We start from the raw sequence: 13,824 nt of genomic DNA, 5'->3' as shown, positions 1-13,824 counted from the left end.
GAAATGACAGATGAAGTTTCCGTTTTCTGTAGTCCTCGAAATGTTATCGTTGTTGAGGATTTTCATAATGGTAGAAATGTCGGGCTCTTTAGTGTATCGGGACAATGGGCATACCAAAGATTACAGGCAGTTTGGAAAGATTGTGAATACCTTGAAAAACAGGCGTGGTTTATGGATAATGTGAATGTTTGGCTTTTATGCGACAGTGATGATTCTGATAGCCCGGATGATTTCAATGAGGAAGATTTGTTGTATCCGGGAGCAAACTATCGGCAAGCTTATGACGAGCTCCGGAGATTTTTCAAACATCATCAGTTTTCCCGCCGGCAGGGTTCCGGATACATATCAGATATAAAACTCAGCACAGTGGAAGAATTGACGGGAAGTTTGCGGCGTGCTATTATAAAAGAAAAGCCTGGAAGCTGAAAAACAGGCTATCTTCAAGAAAGGAAGTGATGATATGCCACCGGCAATTAAGGTCTATGATATGGCAGGAGCCTATATCGAGCATTCGATGGTTATCAGTAATTTTGTGATAAGAATCGGAAATCAGATACGGGACGGTCTGTGCCGTGTTTTTGGTGATAATGTACAATATAAATGGTATGTGGGTGATGAAGAGAAGACGGTGATACCGGATGCGTCGATAAATTGCGGATTCAAAAACAGAAGGGGATAAGGAAGAACTGAAAATCGTTCATTTCCCCGATTTGAAAATTACGTTTGAAGAATTATTTAATTTTGAATAACGTTAAATAAACATCTATAAACATTTCATTTTGCAAAAAAAGCAGTCACAAAAAGACTGCTTTTTCTTATCGCTGGCGGTATACGTTTAGCGCTGCCCCAGTGCGGCTCGCATCCGACTTCTTTTATGGTTCCCGATTTAAGTCTATATGCTCACCTATTGTGAAATATAGCTAAAAACGGCATTGGTATTTTGTGAAAAACAGAAAACATGATAAAAACCCAGAAAAAACAGTTGCATTTCTCATACAGACATGTATAATAATCTTAACACTGATATGATTAATGATAAGAATTTAAAAATGTTAATGATATGAGGAATGAGATTATGAAAGAAGAACAGTTTCTGAGCATACTGAAGAGCGAGATTGCACCGGCGGTCGGATGTACGGAACCGGTGGCAATCGCCTACGCGGCGGCGAAAGCACGGACTCTGCTGGAGGACAGGCCGGACAGGACATCTGTTATCGTAAGCCGCAATATTCTGAAAAATGCAATGGGTGTAGGAATACCGGGAACAGATGAGGTCGGGCTGGAAATGGCGGCTGCAATGGGCGTCATCGGAGGAAACAGCGATAAGGTTCTGGAAGTGCTGGAGGGGATCACTCCGGACGAGGTGGAGGAAGCAAAAGCATATGCCAGGTCCTGTGTGTCTGTCTCCCTGAAGGACACGCCGCAGAAGCTGTACATAGAGGTACGTCTGGAAAAAGCGGACGATTCGGCAGTGGTTGTGATTGAAGGCGGTCATACCAATATTACAAAAATACAGCACGGCTCCCATATCCTGTACGAACAGAAGGGCTGCAGGGAAATTCAGAGGTCTGCCCCGGACAAAGACGGACTGACGATAGAAAACATTTATGAATTTATCAGCAATGTTGATATTCAGAAGCTTGATTTCCTGGATGAATGTGTACGGATGAACTGGACGATCGCACAGGAAGGACTTTTCGGGGAATACGGGCTGGGAGTCGGAAAAAGCATTTATCCGCCGGAGAAGACAGAGCTTACAGCCGCGGACCTGGCAGGCTATACGGCGGCACTTGCCGCGGCGGCGGCAGACGCGCGGATGTCCGGAAGTACCCTCCCGGTGATGACAGTATGCGGCAGCGGAAATCAGGGAATTACGGCAACACTTCCGGTCATCGGGGCGGCACTGGTGCTGGGGACTGACCACGAAAGGATGTATCGCGCGCTTGCATTAAGCTGTCTTGTGACGATACATGTGAAACAGTTTATCGGAAAGCTCTCGCCGCTTTGCGGCTGCGGAATGGGTTCCTCTATCGGAGCCTGCTGCGCCTTTGTGTATTTGCAGGGCGGTGCTCTGGAGCAGATACGGTATGCGGTAAACAACATGACAGCTTCCGTCTCCGGAATTATCTGCGACGGCGCAAAATCCGGATGTGCGCTGAAGGTTGCCTCTGTGATTTCCAGCGCCTGCCAGTGCGCGGCGCTTGCATTAAAAGACCATTCGGCGGGGAGCATGGACGGAATCGTCTCTTCCGATGTGGAAAGTACCATCCGCAACCTCGGAGTGCTGGGAAGCAGGGGAATGGCAGATACCGACCAGGTGATTCTCGACATGATGATTTGTAAATAGCAGCAGGTAATGAAAGCAGATAAGCTGATTTACAGGTAACAGCAGATGTTAAGGACCGGCGTGAGCAGTAACAGCTCTCCCTATATAAAAAAGCAGGAGGAAAAAGACATGGACAAAAGGACAAGAGTATTAAATGCGTTAAACGGAAAGGAGGTGGACTGTGTTCCCTGCGGATTCTGGTTTCATTTCGGAGGAGAAGAAGCGCTGGGCGATGCCAATGTGCAGGCACATTTAAAATATTACCGGGAGACAGACCTGGATTTTGTCAAAATTATGTGTGACGGTTATTTTCCGTATCCGCTTCCGGAAATTAAAAAAGTATCCGACTGGAAGAGCTTGAAGCCGCTGACTGCAGAGCATCCGTTTATCCGGGAGCAGGTGGAGCGCGCAAAGGCGATCGTGCAGGAAATCGGGCAGGAGCGCTGTGTATTTTATAATGTGTTTGCTCCGTTTTCTTCGCTGAGGTTCGGGGCGGAGGAAATCGGCATCAGCGATGCCCGGGTGATGGGGTATATTAAGGAGGATCATCTGGCGGTCATGGCGGCGCTTGATGTCATTGCACAGAGCAATGCGCTGCTGGCGGAGCTGCTTATTACAGAAGCGGGCTGTGATGGCGTTTATTACTGTGTGCAGGGCGGCGAATATACCCGTTTTACGCCGGAAGAATACCGCAGCATAATTACGCCGAGCGACAAATATGTGCTGGAGCATGCAAACCGGTTCTCGGAAAACAATATTCTCCATATGTGCGGATGGGCGGGAAACCGCAACCAGCTTGCCATCTGGAAGGACTACCCGGCAAAAGCGGTAAACTGGGCGGTATATGTGGAGGGATTAAGCCTGGAAGAAGGACGTTTCTTTATAGATGGAAGGACGGCGCTTGGCGGTTTTGAGACACACTGGGATGAGCATACGCAGCAGGGAATCATCTACACTGGTACGAAAGATGAGCTGCAGGAATACACCAGAAATCTGATTCTCAATTATGGAAAAAGAGGGCTGATACTGGGAGGCGACTGCACGATTGACGCAAAGCTGGACTGGGAGCGCATCCGCTGGATCATTGAGGCGGCACGCAGCGTCTGAGCTGTCAGGCAACGGGAGAGGTAGCCGGTGGCAGGTTTTGCAGGTTGTCAGGCATCCGGAAAAGGCACCTGGCGACAGGTTTTGCAGGTTGCCAGGCATCCGGAAAAGGCACCTGGCGACAGCTTCTGCAGGTTGCCAGGCATCCGGAGGAAGCTGCCAGTGGCAGCTTCCGCATGTGATAAATTTACGTACGAAGGAGGGCGCTCTGCTGACACGGACAAAAATGTCAGCAGCGGCAATCTTTCAAAAATAAAAGAAAAAGAAAGGACAAAAGACTATGAAAAAATGGGGTAAAATGATGGTACTGGGAATGACGGCGGTAATGACGGCATCAGCGGCAGCCGGGGTATCGGCGGAAGAAAAAACATATGAGCCGACGACACTGACCTTCTGGAACGGGTTTACGAGTACAGACGGAGAGGTGCTGCAGGATATCGTGGACCAGTTCAACGAAACAAACGAGTGGAATATTACGATTGAAATGGACGTAATGCCGTGGGATACCTTTAATGAAAAACTTCCGGCGGCAATCGCAGCGGGAGACGCACCGGATTTTGTATTATGCTCTTCCGGTTACTATCCGCCGTATGTGGAGGCGGGAAGCTTCACAGATGTCAGTGATTTTTATGACCTGCCGGAGGTAAATAAGGAGGACTTTGACCAGAACGTGGTGGACCTGCTTTATTATGATGACCTGTGTGTAGGCATTCCGATGCAGATGGTGTCGCATTATTTCTACTGGGACAAGGACCTTTATGAGGCGGCAGGGCTGGATCCGGAGAATCCGCCGGAAACTTTTGAGGAAATTGTAGAGAACGCACAGCTTCTCACGGACAAGAGCAAGAACCAGTATGGCTTTGTTCTTCCGACAGATAACAATGTACCTGCACAGTATACACTGTATGCTTACGGCGGCGGTTACGTGAACGAAGACGAAACACAGGCAGTCTTTAATTCAGCGGAGAATGCAGCGGCTTTTGAGACTATGAAAACGCTGTATGACTGCTCCCCGAAGGACACGGATGATAACACATATATCAGCGGACAGGTTGCACAGTTTATCAACGGTCCGTGGATTATCAACGGTCTGCGCGAAAATGAGATTAATTTCGGAGTGAAAGAAGTGCCAGCATGTACTGGAATTGAAAAGGATGCGGCTGTTATTCCGGTTGGTTTCTCAATCCCGAAAACAACCTCCGAGGAGCATAAGGAGCTTGTATACAAGTTTGTCAACTACTGGAATTCCGAGGAAATCTGCACAAAATGGACAGAGGAATGCGGAACACCGGCATATCTGATATCGGCGCAGGAGAATTTTGCGGATGACCCATTGACTTCTTCCCTGTCCATCCCGCTTTCCTACGGACATATTGAATGCAAAGAAAATGGTGTGAACCAGATTTCTACAGATGCGTTATATCCGTCGATGGAGGAGATTTTTGCCGGGGCGGACATTCAGACAACGCTCGACAAGTATAATGATGTAATTCAGGGAATTTTAGATGCGAAATAAGTAAAAAGCCAGGATGCGGCTGCGCGCAGCCGCATCCTTCTCAGGCTTATGGATGATACCGGAGAGCGCAGCCGAACGGTGTCAGGAAAGGAGAAGCGCTATGGAGAAAAGTCAGCCAGCAGCCCGCCGCTGGATACAGAGATGGACGAAAAAAGACAGAGTGGGATATCTTTTTATTTTTCCGGCGGTCTTTATTTTATTTGTATTTACCATTATCCCGTTAATCTGCTCTTTTTTTATCAGCCTGACAGATCTGGATATTTTTCTGGCAACCCCGGATTTTGTCGGACTGGAAAACTTTAAACGGACCTTTGAGGACGAACGTGTCTGGAATGCCCTGAAGAATACCTTTTATTATACGGTAATTTCAGTTCCGGTCCAGCTTGTGATTGCGCTGGTTCTGGCGTACTGGCTCTACAAACCGACCAGATTTAACAAGCTTTGCCGCACGGTTTTTTACATCCCGGTTCTTTGCTCGTTTACGGCAATCGGTATTTTATTCAGTCTGCTGCTGAATTCGACAGTGGGATATATTCCGTATCTTATCAGCCTTGTTACAGGGGAGCCGATTGCGCTCTTAAGCGACACCAGATTTGCAATGCCGATTATCATTTTTATTTCTGTGTGGAAATCGTTCGGCAAGACCCTCATTATCCTGGTATCCGGAATCAATGATATTCCGTCCAACCTGTTTGAAGCGTCAGAAATCGACGGAGCCAGCAAAACGCAGCAGTTTTTCCGTATCACGCTTCCAAATCTGCTGCCGACCATTAATTTTACCTTACTGACCTCCATCATCGGAGCGTTCCAGGTGTTTGATGTGGTCTATGTTACCACGGGAGGCGGACCGCTCTTTAAGACAGAAACAATGGTTCAGTACATTTACCAGCGCGGCTTTTCCAACCCGTATGAGCTGGGTTATGCGTCAGCGATGTGTGTGGAGCTGTTTTTGATAATTGCTGTGATTGTCCTGTTTTTCAAGGGATATATGGAACGTAAAATTGCACAGAATACGTAAGGGGAGGATAGAAATGGAAAAAAGAAAAAAAATTAATGCATATCAGATTCTGCGGGTTGCAGTATGCCTGCTGGTGCTTTTCCTGATTCTGTTCCCTCTTGCATGGCTGCTGGTAAGCACCTTCAAGCTGCAGAAGGATATTATCAAGTGGCCGCCCACCTTCTGGCCGAAGCACTGGACCATCCAGAATTATCTGAAGGTCTGGGACAGAATCCCGCTTGCGGATTATATTAAAAATACAGTGATTTTTGCGGGCGGCGTTTCTATCTGTTCCGCTATGCTGGATTCGCTGGCGGGCTATGCGTTTGCGAGACTGGAATTTAAAGGCAGAGAGCTGATTTTTAACATTATCCTGCTGACAATGATGATTCCGTTTCAGATTATCATGATTCCGCTGTATCTGGAACTGAATTTTATGGGAATCCTTAATACGTACATCGGGCTGATTCTTCCGAGAGCAGCGTCCGCCTACGGGATTTTCTTTATGCGCTCGTTCTATCTGGGAATGCCCAAAAGTCTGGAAGAGGCGGCGCGGATTGATGGCATGAGTGAATTTGGCATTTACAGAAAAATCATGTTTCCGCTCTGCAAACCGGCGTTTATTACGTTTTTTATTTTCTGTCTGACGTCAAACTGGAATGATTTGATTTATCCGATGATGATGACAAACTCTACGAAAATGCGGACGCTTTCTGCCGGACTTGCCATGTTTGTGGGTGAGGGGGTCCGGGAAACAGGACCGGCGCTGGCTGGAGCTTTGATTTCTATTCTTCCCTTATTGATTTTATATTTTTTGGCACAGCAGTTTTTCGTGGAAGGAATTGCCGTATCCGGCATGAAGGAGTGAGCGGGATGTTTGAACAGATTGGAACAGTTTTATCGGAAATGATACGGATACCGACGGTCAGCGGAGCCGGAAATGAAGAGCAGTACCGGATTGGGGAATACAGGGAGTGCCTGCGGAAAAATTTTCCGGAGCTTTTTGCAGCGGCAAAGGAGTATCCCATCGGGGAAGCCAGACTTTTAAAGCTGACGGCGGCAGGCCGTGCGGGAAGACCGGTGCTGTTCACCGGACACATGGATGTGGTCCCGGCGGATGGGAGTACATGGATACAGGAACCGTTTTCCGGAAAAATCGAGGATGGCTGCGTCTGGGGACGCGGCAGCCAGGATATGAAGGGCCCACAGTGCGCGCTTCTGTCGGCAGTGAACGAATTGCTGAAGGAGGGATGGCGCCCGGAGAGGGAAATCTGGTTTTACCTCTCCTGCGACGAGGAAACAGGCGGACAGACGACAGAGCGCGCGGCAGATTTTCTGAAGGAACGCGGTGTACAGTTTGAAACGGTGTTCGATGAGGGCGGTACTATCTGCGAGAATTTTATGGGACTGCTTCCGGAGCGGGCGGCGATGTTTGGAATCGCGGAAAAAGGCTCCTTCGAATACCGGTTTACGGCATATGGAAGGGGCGGTCACGCGGCAAATCCACCGAAGGATTCGGCGATTGTACGTCTGGCAGAGCTGGTCACAGAGCTGGAAGAAACTGATATTTTTGTCCGCAGGCTCAGCGAGGGAAACCGGATGATGCTGCGGGAAATCGCGAGATCGGCAGAAACAGAAGAGAGCTGCCGTATCGCGCTGGCGGCAGAAGAGCAGGAGGCGGGGTATCCCCTGCTGCATGAGATATGTCCGGAGGCGGACCAGCTTCTGGGGACAACGATTGCGTTCACTATGATAGAAGGAGGCAGCGCCTTTAACGTGATGCCGAAAAAAGCGGTATTGACAGCGAATGTGCGGGTGTCCTCTGTTGAGGGAGAAAAAGAGGTTACAGAGAAGCTGAAGGCGCTGGCGGCCCGTCATGATATCGTCTGTGAGCTGACGGGCGGAAGGGATGCTGCGCCGGAGGGCGGCGTGGACGGAAACGGCTACCAGGCAATGAAGGCAAGCGTGGAAGCTGTCTATCCCGGTCTGAAGGTTATTCCTTTTGTCCTGGCTGGCGGTACGGATTCACGCCATTTCCTGGAGCTGACAGACGAAGTGCTGCGCTTCTCGCCCATGTATGCGGCGCCGCACCAGGGAAGGGGCGTTCACGGTGAAAATGAATCTGCGTATATTTCCGCGGTTGCGGACGCTGCACGCTGTTACTATACGCTGCTGAAGGAGCATTTATAAAGGAGGGTATATGGATAAGATTCAGAAATTGCAGAAAACAATGCCGTCCTCTGTGGAAGCACTGATTGTCTGCGACCCGGCAAACCGTTTTTACTTGACAGGAATGAAATCCTCTGCCGGTACGGTTCTCGTTACGCGTCAGAGGGCATGGCTGCTGATTGATTTCCGGTATCTGGAAGAGGCGGAAAAAAAGGTAAAAAACTGCACCGTACTGGAACAGAAGGAGCTTTATGCGCAGCTTGCCACGCTTCTGCGTAAGCAGCAGATAAAAAAGGTTTCCGTGCTGGCTGACCGGATGACGCTTGTGCAGTGCAGAGCGCTGCGGGAAGGATTGGCTTTGGCAGAGATAGACGATACGGAGATGGCAGCGCAGTGGATGGAGCGGATGCGCATGGAGAAGGACGATGAAGAAATCGAATGCCACAGGAGAGCGCAGCAGATAACAGACCGCACGTTTGATTATATCTGCGGGATTATCCGGCCGGGGATGACGGAGCTGGAAATCTCGCAGGAAATCGGAACGCATCTGACAGCGCTTGGCTCGGACGACCGGAATTTCAATTTTATTGTGGCTTCGGGGACAAACAGCTCCCTTCCGCACGGCTTTGCGACCCGGAAGGTCATTCAGAAGGGCGATTTTGTCACAATGGATTTCGGCGCGGTCTGCGGCGGCTATCTTGCCGATATGACCAGAACGGTGGCGGTGGGAAGTGTGACGGAGGAACAGAAAAACGTATATGAGATAGTGAGAGGGGCGCAGGAGCGGGCTTTCGCAGAAATCCGACCGGGCGCCTGCTGCCGTGACGTGGATGCTGCCGCGCGCGATTATATTTACAGCCGGGGATACCGGGGCTGCTTTTCCCACGGACTGGGGCACAGCATCGGAGTGGAGGTGCATGAAAATCCGAGATTTAATGAAACCTGCATGGAGAAACTGGTACCGGGCGTTGTGATTACGGTAGAGCCGGGCATTTATATCCGGCAGCGGTTCGGCGTGCGCATCGAGGACATGATAGTGGTGCGGGAAAACGGATTTGAAAACCTGGCGAAGAGCCCGAAGAAACTGATTATTTTGTGAGTGGAGGATAAACATTTATGAACAATTTTGAATTTCAGTGTGGAACAAAGATGATTTTTGGAAAAGGAACAGAGCAGCGTGTGGGAGAAGAGCTGAAAAGCTTTGGCGCATCAAGGGTACTTTTTGTATACGGCGGAAGCTCGATAAAAAAGAGCGGATTATATGACCGCGTGGTAAAATCACTGACGGATGCCGGGCTTTATTTTGAGGAGCTGGCGGGCGTTGTGCCGAATCCGCGGGTATCTCTCGTGCGCCGGGGAATTTCCATCTGCCGTGAGAAAGGGATAGATTTTCTGCTGGCTGTCGGGGGCGGAAGCGTCATTGACACTTGCAAAGCAATGTCGTTTGGGGTATATTATAAAGAAGATGTCTGGGATCTGATTTCGGGAAAGGTCAGACCGGGAACGCAGCGTCTCCCGGTGGCAACAATACTGACACTGCCTGCGGCGGGCAGTGAGGAGAGCGATAGCTGTGTTATTTCTGATGAGACAATTTCCGTGAAAACAGGCTTTGGTTCTCCGCTGATGCGACCGGTCTTCTCGATAATGAATCCGGAGCTTACCTATACACTGCCGCCTTATCAGACCGCCTGCGGCTGTATGGATATGATGTCCCATGCAATGGAACGCTATTTTTCCCATACGGAAAATGTGGAAATGACGGATCGGGTGACAGAGGGAATTCTGGCAACTGTGATACATAATCTTCCCATTGCGCTGGAAAAACCGGATGATTATGCTGCGCGTGCGGAAATCATGCTCTGTGGGACCTGGGCGCAGAACGATATGACAGGCTGCGGCAGGGAGCAGGACTGGTTTAATCACGGGCTGGAGCATCAGATCAGCGGATTTTATGATATCGCACATGGAGCGGGACTGGCGATTTCCACACCGGCGTGGATGGAAATGCTCTGCGAAAAGGAACAGTGTGTGCCGAAGCTGGCGCAGTATGCGGTGCGCGTCTGGAACGTGCCGGAGAATCCGGAAGATGCGGCTGAAACAGCAAAAGAGGGCGTAAAAAAGCTGCGCAGTCTGCTGCGCGCTGCCGGTCTGCCGCAGTCGCTTGGCGAGGTCGGAATCGGAACAGAACGTTTTGAGGAAATCGCGGATAATATGACGGATGGCGGAAGTCATACCTGCGGTGCTTTTTACCCGTTTGGGAAAAAAGATATTCTGGAATTACTGAACAGGATGGAATAGAAAATATGAGTGAATCAACAAAAGTTTTTACCCAGATAAAGGGAAAAAAGTCGCTGACAGACCAGATTCATGACCAGATTCTGGAGCTGATTATCAAAAACCCGTCTCCGGAGAACCAGGTTTTAAATGAAAAACGTCTGGCGGAGCTGTTCGGCGTCAGCAAGGCGCCGGTGCGGGAGGCACTGATCAAGCTGTGCAGCGAGGATATTCTGATGAGTGTCCCGCGCTTCGGCTATATGGTCATTCAGAGACAGGAGAAGGATTACCGCGATATTGCAAAGATGCGTGTGATGCTGGAGCAGGAAGCGCTGCGCACATCATTTCCGGGGCTGACGAAGGATAAGCTGGAGGAAATCCGCAGACAGCTCCAGCGGGCAGCCACAAAAAAGGATGTGGATGTATGGCAGGTCTGGGAGGACAACGAGGAATTTCATATGCTGCTGGCGTCGTTTGCGGAGAACAAAATTCTTCTGAGATTTCTGAAGGACTGTATGAATCTGCAGAAGCGGGACTATGCACAGGAGATATGGCGCAAAAAGAGCAATATGGACGATTCGGTATCCGGAACACCGCACAATGATATTTATGCAAGACTGTGCGAAGGCGACCAGGAGGGAGCGCTTCTCTTATTAGAGAAAGACATCATCGGAGGAGCAGAGATGGAGGGGCAGAGCCTGATTGCGCGCTAGGTAATTTGAATTTTACATCAGCAACTCCATTTTTTTCATTAAAGCAAAGTGAGATTTCGCATTGATTTTTTTCGCGATATTTGTATAATAGTACATATAAAGCGCGAAAAAGCACGAGGCTGTGCCTGTTGGCGCTTTTCTTGATAATTTTGATAAAAAGGAAAGAGAGAGGCGTGAAACTATGAAAATGAAAAATGTATGCAGAACCCTGCTGGGTATGACCATGACACTGTCACTTGCAGCCGGAATGATGACAGCGGCGAACGCGGAGGAGAAAAAGGTACTCAAAGTTGCGATGGAGTGCGGTTATGCTCCCTACAACTGGACACAGTCGGATGATTCCAACGGGGCAGTGCCGATTTCCGGCAGCCCGGACTATGCTTACGGCTACGACGTTATGATGGCAAAGCACATCTGTGAGGAGCTCGGCTACGATCTGGAAATCGTAAAGCTTGACTGGGATTCCCTGGTACCGGCGGTGCAGGCAGGAACGGTTGACTGCGTAATCGCAGGACAGTCGATTACCTCTGAGCGTCTGCAGTCGGTCGATTTTTCCGAGCCGTATTACTATGCGACGATTGTTACTCTGGTGAAAAGCGATAACGCCTATGCGGAGGCGAAGGGCGTTGCCGATTTGAAGGGCGCTACCTGCACCTCGCAGATTAACACCATCTGGTATGATCTGTGTCTGCCGCAGATCGAGGACGCCAATATTCTGCCGGCGCATGAATCTGTTCCGCAGATGCTGGTTGCACTGAACAGCGGCGCATGTGACATTGTAGTTACCGACCAGCCGACCGGTATGGCGGCATGTGTGGCATATCCGGATTTCACCATGCTGGATTTTGCGGGTACAGACGATGATTTTGAAGTATCCGATGAAGAAATTAACATCGGTATTTCCATGCAGAAGGGCAATACCGAGCTGAAGGAAGCCATCGACAGCGTGCTGAGCGAAATGACGGTGGACGATTTCTCGGAAATGATGGACGAAGCGATTGCAGTACAGCCGCTGGCCCAGTAGTATAGAGGGAGAAAAATATGACCAGTTCGATACCTGCTGATTTTTTTGGCAGAATTCTGTTTTTGCTGGAACGTTACGGCGCCTCCTTTTTGCGGGGCGCCGGCGTGACGATGGCGATTGCCCTGGTGGGCACGCTTATCGGCTGTATTATCGGCTTCGCGGTGGGCGTGGTGCAGACCATTCCGGTGTCGAAGCGGGACGGACTTCCGAAACGTATTTTTCTGAAGGCTGTCAAGGTGATTCTGAGCGCGTATGTGGAGCTTTTCCGCGGAACGCCGATGATGGTGCAGGCGATGTTTATCTATTACGGCTCGCAGTCGCTCTTTAAAATTAATATGTCGATGTGGTTCGCCGCGTATTTTATCGTTTCGATCAACACCGGCGCCTACATGGCGGAGACGGTCCGCGGCGGAATCCTTTCCATCGACCCCGGACAGACCGAGGGTGCAAAGGCGATCGGTATGACGCACTTCCAGACGATGACGAGCGTCATCCTGCCGCAGGCGCTGCGCAATATTATGCCGCAGATTGGCAACAATCTGATCATCAACATTAAGGATACCTGCGTGCTTTCTATTATCGGCACGGTGGAGCTGTTTTTCGCGGCAAAGAGCGTAGCGGGAACCTTCTATACTTATTTTGAGGCGTTTACGATTGCGATGGTGATTTATTTTGTGCTGACCTTTACCTGCTCGCGCATTCTGCGCTGGGCGGAGCACAAGATGGACGGACCGGACAATTATGACCTTGCAAATCTGGATACGCTCACTCAGACGAGCGGTATGTATCCTTTTAAAAAGAGGAGGACAGGCAATGAGTGAAGCAATTATTCAGGTACAGCATCTGGGAAAGGAATTTGGAAGCCATTCGGTGCTGCGGGACATTGATTTTTCCGTGCATCCGCAGGATGTCACCAGTATTATCGGACCGTCCGGCTCCGGAAAATCAACGCTTCTGCGCTGCATTAATATGCTGGAGATTCCCAGCACGGGTGCGATTCTCTATCATGGAACCGATATCACGGACCGCCGGGTAAATGTCGAGTCGTACCGCGCAAAGGTGGGAATGGTTTTTCAGAATTTCAATCTGTTTAACAATAAGACGGTGCTTGGCAACTGTATGGTCGGTCAGATGCGCGTTCTGAAAAAGAGTAAGGAAGAGGCGCACAGAAAGGCGATTTTCTATCTGGAAAAGGTGGGAATGGCGGAATATATCAACGCGAAGCCGCGCCAGCTCTCCGGCGGACAGAAGCAGCGTGTGGCGATTGCCAGAGCTCTTGCGATGGAGCCGGAGGTGCTGCTGTTTGACGAGCCGACATCGGCGCTCGACCCGCAGATGGTCGGCGAGGTGCTCCAGGTTATGCGCCAGCTCGTGGAGGAAGGACTGACGATGATTATCGTCACGCACGAAATGGCATTCGCAAGGGATGTGTCAAAGCATGTAATTTTCATGACGGACGGCGTGATAGAAGAGCAGGGAACGCCGCAGGATATTTTTGAGAATCCGTCGAATGAGCGGACAAAGGAATTCCTGAGCAGATTCCGTCAGGCATAAAAGATAAAAAATGAGAAGAAAAACAGCATCTGTCAGTTTGCGGCAGATGCTGTCTGTATTTTCGGGAAAAAGCCCGTGTTCAGCCGACGGTTCCGGGAAAAAGCCCGTTGACCGGCTGATGGTTCCGGAAAAGAGCCGCGACTAATC

At 49.9% G+C, this 13,824-nt stretch carries 15 protein-coding genes; all 15 read left to right on the top strand.

Annotated elements, in window-relative coordinates:
* The first annotated feature begins 3 nt into the window (after window positions 1–3).
* The 15 genes from NQ534_RS02580 (at window position 4) to NQ534_RS02510 (ending at window position 13,822) form a co-directional block, all read left to right on the top strand.
* Complete coding sequence (locus NQ534_RS02580; protein WP_006863559.1) at window positions 4–426, top strand: hypothetical protein; 423 nt, start codon at window positions 4–6, stop codon at window positions 424–426.
* Window positions 427–460: 34 nt separating this feature from the next.
* The gene (locus tag NQ534_RS02575; RefSeq protein ID WP_006863560.1) at window positions 461–679 is read left to right on the top strand and encodes a PDDEXK family nuclease; all 219 of its coding nucleotides are present in this window, start codon (window positions 461–463) and stop codon (window positions 677–679) included.
* Between the two features lie 396 nt (window positions 680–1,075).
* A complete protein-coding gene (locus tag NQ534_RS02570; protein WP_040784698.1) occupies window positions 1,076–2,347 on the top strand; it encodes an L-cysteine desulfidase family protein in 1,272 nt (423 codons plus the stop codon).
* 108 nt (window positions 2,348–2,455) lie between these two features.
* Entirely contained in the window at window positions 2,456–3,433 is a 978-nt protein-coding gene (locus tag NQ534_RS02565) for a uroporphyrinogen decarboxylase family protein (protein ID WP_040784733.1), read from the top strand.
* A 277-nt stretch (window positions 3,434–3,710) separates the two neighbouring features.
* Window positions 3,711–4,946, top strand: a complete 1,236-nt coding sequence (locus NQ534_RS02560) for an ABC transporter substrate-binding protein (protein WP_006863564.1) — start codon at window positions 3,711–3,713, stop codon at window positions 4,944–4,946.
* A 100-nt stretch (window positions 4,947–5,046) separates the two neighbouring features.
* Window positions 5,047–5,964 (top strand): carbohydrate ABC transporter permease, encoded by a 918-nt coding sequence (locus tag NQ534_RS02555; protein WP_040784701.1) that lies wholly within the window; start codon window positions 5,047–5,049, stop codon window positions 5,962–5,964.
* Window positions 5,965–5,977: 13 nt separating this feature from the next.
* Complete coding sequence (locus NQ534_RS02550; RefSeq protein ID WP_006863566.1) at window positions 5,978–6,811, top strand: carbohydrate ABC transporter permease; 834 nt, start codon at window positions 5,978–5,980, stop codon at window positions 6,809–6,811.
* 5 nt (window positions 6,812–6,816) lie between these two features.
* Window positions 6,817–8,133: a M20/M25/M40 family metallo-hydrolase gene (locus NQ534_RS02545; protein ID WP_006863567.1), complete on the top strand. Its 1,317-nt coding sequence runs from the start codon at window positions 6,817–6,819 to the stop codon at window positions 8,131–8,133.
* 10 nt (window positions 8,134–8,143) lie between these two features.
* Window positions 8,144–9,211 carry a M24 family metallopeptidase gene (locus tag NQ534_RS02540; RefSeq protein WP_006863568.1) on the top strand — a complete coding sequence of 356 codons (1,068 nt, stop codon included), beginning with the start codon at window positions 8,144–8,146 and terminating at the stop codon, window positions 9,209–9,211.
* 17 nt (window positions 9,212–9,228) lie between these two features.
* The gene (locus NQ534_RS02535) at window positions 9,229–10,410 is read left to right on the top strand and encodes an iron-containing alcohol dehydrogenase (protein ID WP_006863569.1); all 1,182 of its coding nucleotides are present in this window, start codon (window positions 9,229–9,231) and stop codon (window positions 10,408–10,410) included.
* Window positions 10,411–10,415: 5 nt separating this feature from the next.
* Entirely contained in the window at window positions 10,416–11,099 is a 684-nt protein-coding gene (locus NQ534_RS02530) for a GntR family transcriptional regulator (RefSeq protein ID WP_006863570.1), read from the top strand.
* A 181-nt stretch (window positions 11,100–11,280) separates the two neighbouring features.
* The gene (locus NQ534_RS02525) at window positions 11,281–12,123 is read left to right on the top strand and encodes a transporter substrate-binding domain-containing protein (RefSeq protein WP_330371643.1); all 843 of its coding nucleotides are present in this window, start codon (window positions 11,281–11,283) and stop codon (window positions 12,121–12,123) included.
* 29 nt (window positions 12,124–12,152) lie between these two features.
* Window positions 12,153–12,944: an amino acid ABC transporter permease gene (locus NQ534_RS02520; RefSeq protein WP_176944206.1), complete on the top strand. Its 792-nt coding sequence runs from the start codon at window positions 12,153–12,155 to the stop codon at window positions 12,942–12,944.
* A complete protein-coding gene (locus NQ534_RS02515; protein ID WP_006863573.1) occupies window positions 12,937–13,677 on the top strand; it encodes an amino acid ABC transporter ATP-binding protein in 741 nt (246 codons plus the stop codon). Before NQ534_RS02520 ends, NQ534_RS02515 begins: the two co-directional genes overlap by 8 nt.
* Before the next feature lie 10 nt (window positions 13,678–13,687).
* Window positions 13,688–13,822 carry a hypothetical protein gene (locus NQ534_RS02510; protein WP_006863574.1) on the top strand — a complete coding sequence of 45 codons (135 nt, stop codon included), beginning with the start codon at window positions 13,688–13,690 and terminating at the stop codon, window positions 13,820–13,822.
* Window positions 13,823–13,824: the final 2 nt, after the last annotated feature.

The sequence above is a fragment of the Marvinbryantia formatexigens DSM 14469 genome (assembly GCF_025148285.1).
Classification (GTDB): Bacteria; Bacillota; Clostridia; order Lachnospirales; family Lachnospiraceae; genus Marvinbryantia; species Marvinbryantia formatexigens.
This window is presented reverse-complemented; position numbering and strand designations above follow the sequence as displayed.

What these genes read in the sequence shown, in the direction of transcription:
- NQ534_RS02580 (WP_006863559.1), top strand. Translation starts at nt 4, where the DNA reads ATGACAGATGAAGTTTCCGTTTTCTGTAGTCCTCGAAATGTTATCGTT.
- NQ534_RS02575 (WP_006863560.1), top strand. Translation starts at nt 461, where the DNA reads ATGCCACCGGCAATTAAGGTCTATGATATGGCAGGAGCCTATATCGAG.
- NQ534_RS02570 (WP_040784698.1), top strand. Translation starts at nt 1,076, where the DNA reads ATGAAAGAAGAACAGTTTCTGAGCATACTGAAGAGCGAGATTGCACCG.
- NQ534_RS02565 (WP_040784733.1), top strand. Translation starts at nt 2,456, where the DNA reads ATGGACAAAAGGACAAGAGTATTAAATGCGTTAAACGGAAAGGAGGTG.
- NQ534_RS02560 (WP_006863564.1), top strand. Translation starts at nt 3,711, where the DNA reads ATGAAAAAATGGGGTAAAATGATGGTACTGGGAATGACGGCGGTAATG.
- NQ534_RS02555 (WP_040784701.1), top strand. Translation starts at nt 5,047, where the DNA reads ATGGAGAAAAGTCAGCCAGCAGCCCGCCGCTGGATACAGAGATGGACG.
- NQ534_RS02550 (WP_006863566.1), top strand. Translation starts at nt 5,978, where the DNA reads ATGGAAAAAAGAAAAAAAATTAATGCATATCAGATTCTGCGGGTTGCA.
- NQ534_RS02545 (WP_006863567.1), top strand. Translation starts at nt 6,817, where the DNA reads ATGTTTGAACAGATTGGAACAGTTTTATCGGAAATGATACGGATACCG.
- NQ534_RS02540 (WP_006863568.1), top strand. Translation starts at nt 8,144, where the DNA reads ATGGATAAGATTCAGAAATTGCAGAAAACAATGCCGTCCTCTGTGGAA.
- NQ534_RS02535 (WP_006863569.1), top strand. Translation starts at nt 9,229, where the DNA reads ATGAACAATTTTGAATTTCAGTGTGGAACAAAGATGATTTTTGGAAAA.
- NQ534_RS02530 (WP_006863570.1), top strand. Translation starts at nt 10,416, where the DNA reads ATGAGTGAATCAACAAAAGTTTTTACCCAGATAAAGGGAAAAAAGTCG.
- NQ534_RS02525 (WP_330371643.1), top strand. Translation starts at nt 11,281, where the DNA reads ATGAAAATGAAAAATGTATGCAGAACCCTGCTGGGTATGACCATGACA.
- NQ534_RS02515 (WP_006863573.1), top strand. Translation starts at nt 12,937, where the DNA reads ATGAGTGAAGCAATTATTCAGGTACAGCATCTGGGAAAGGAATTTGGA.
- NQ534_RS02510 (WP_006863574.1), top strand. Translation starts at nt 13,688, where the DNA reads ATGAGAAGAAAAACAGCATCTGTCAGTTTGCGGCAGATGCTGTCTGTA.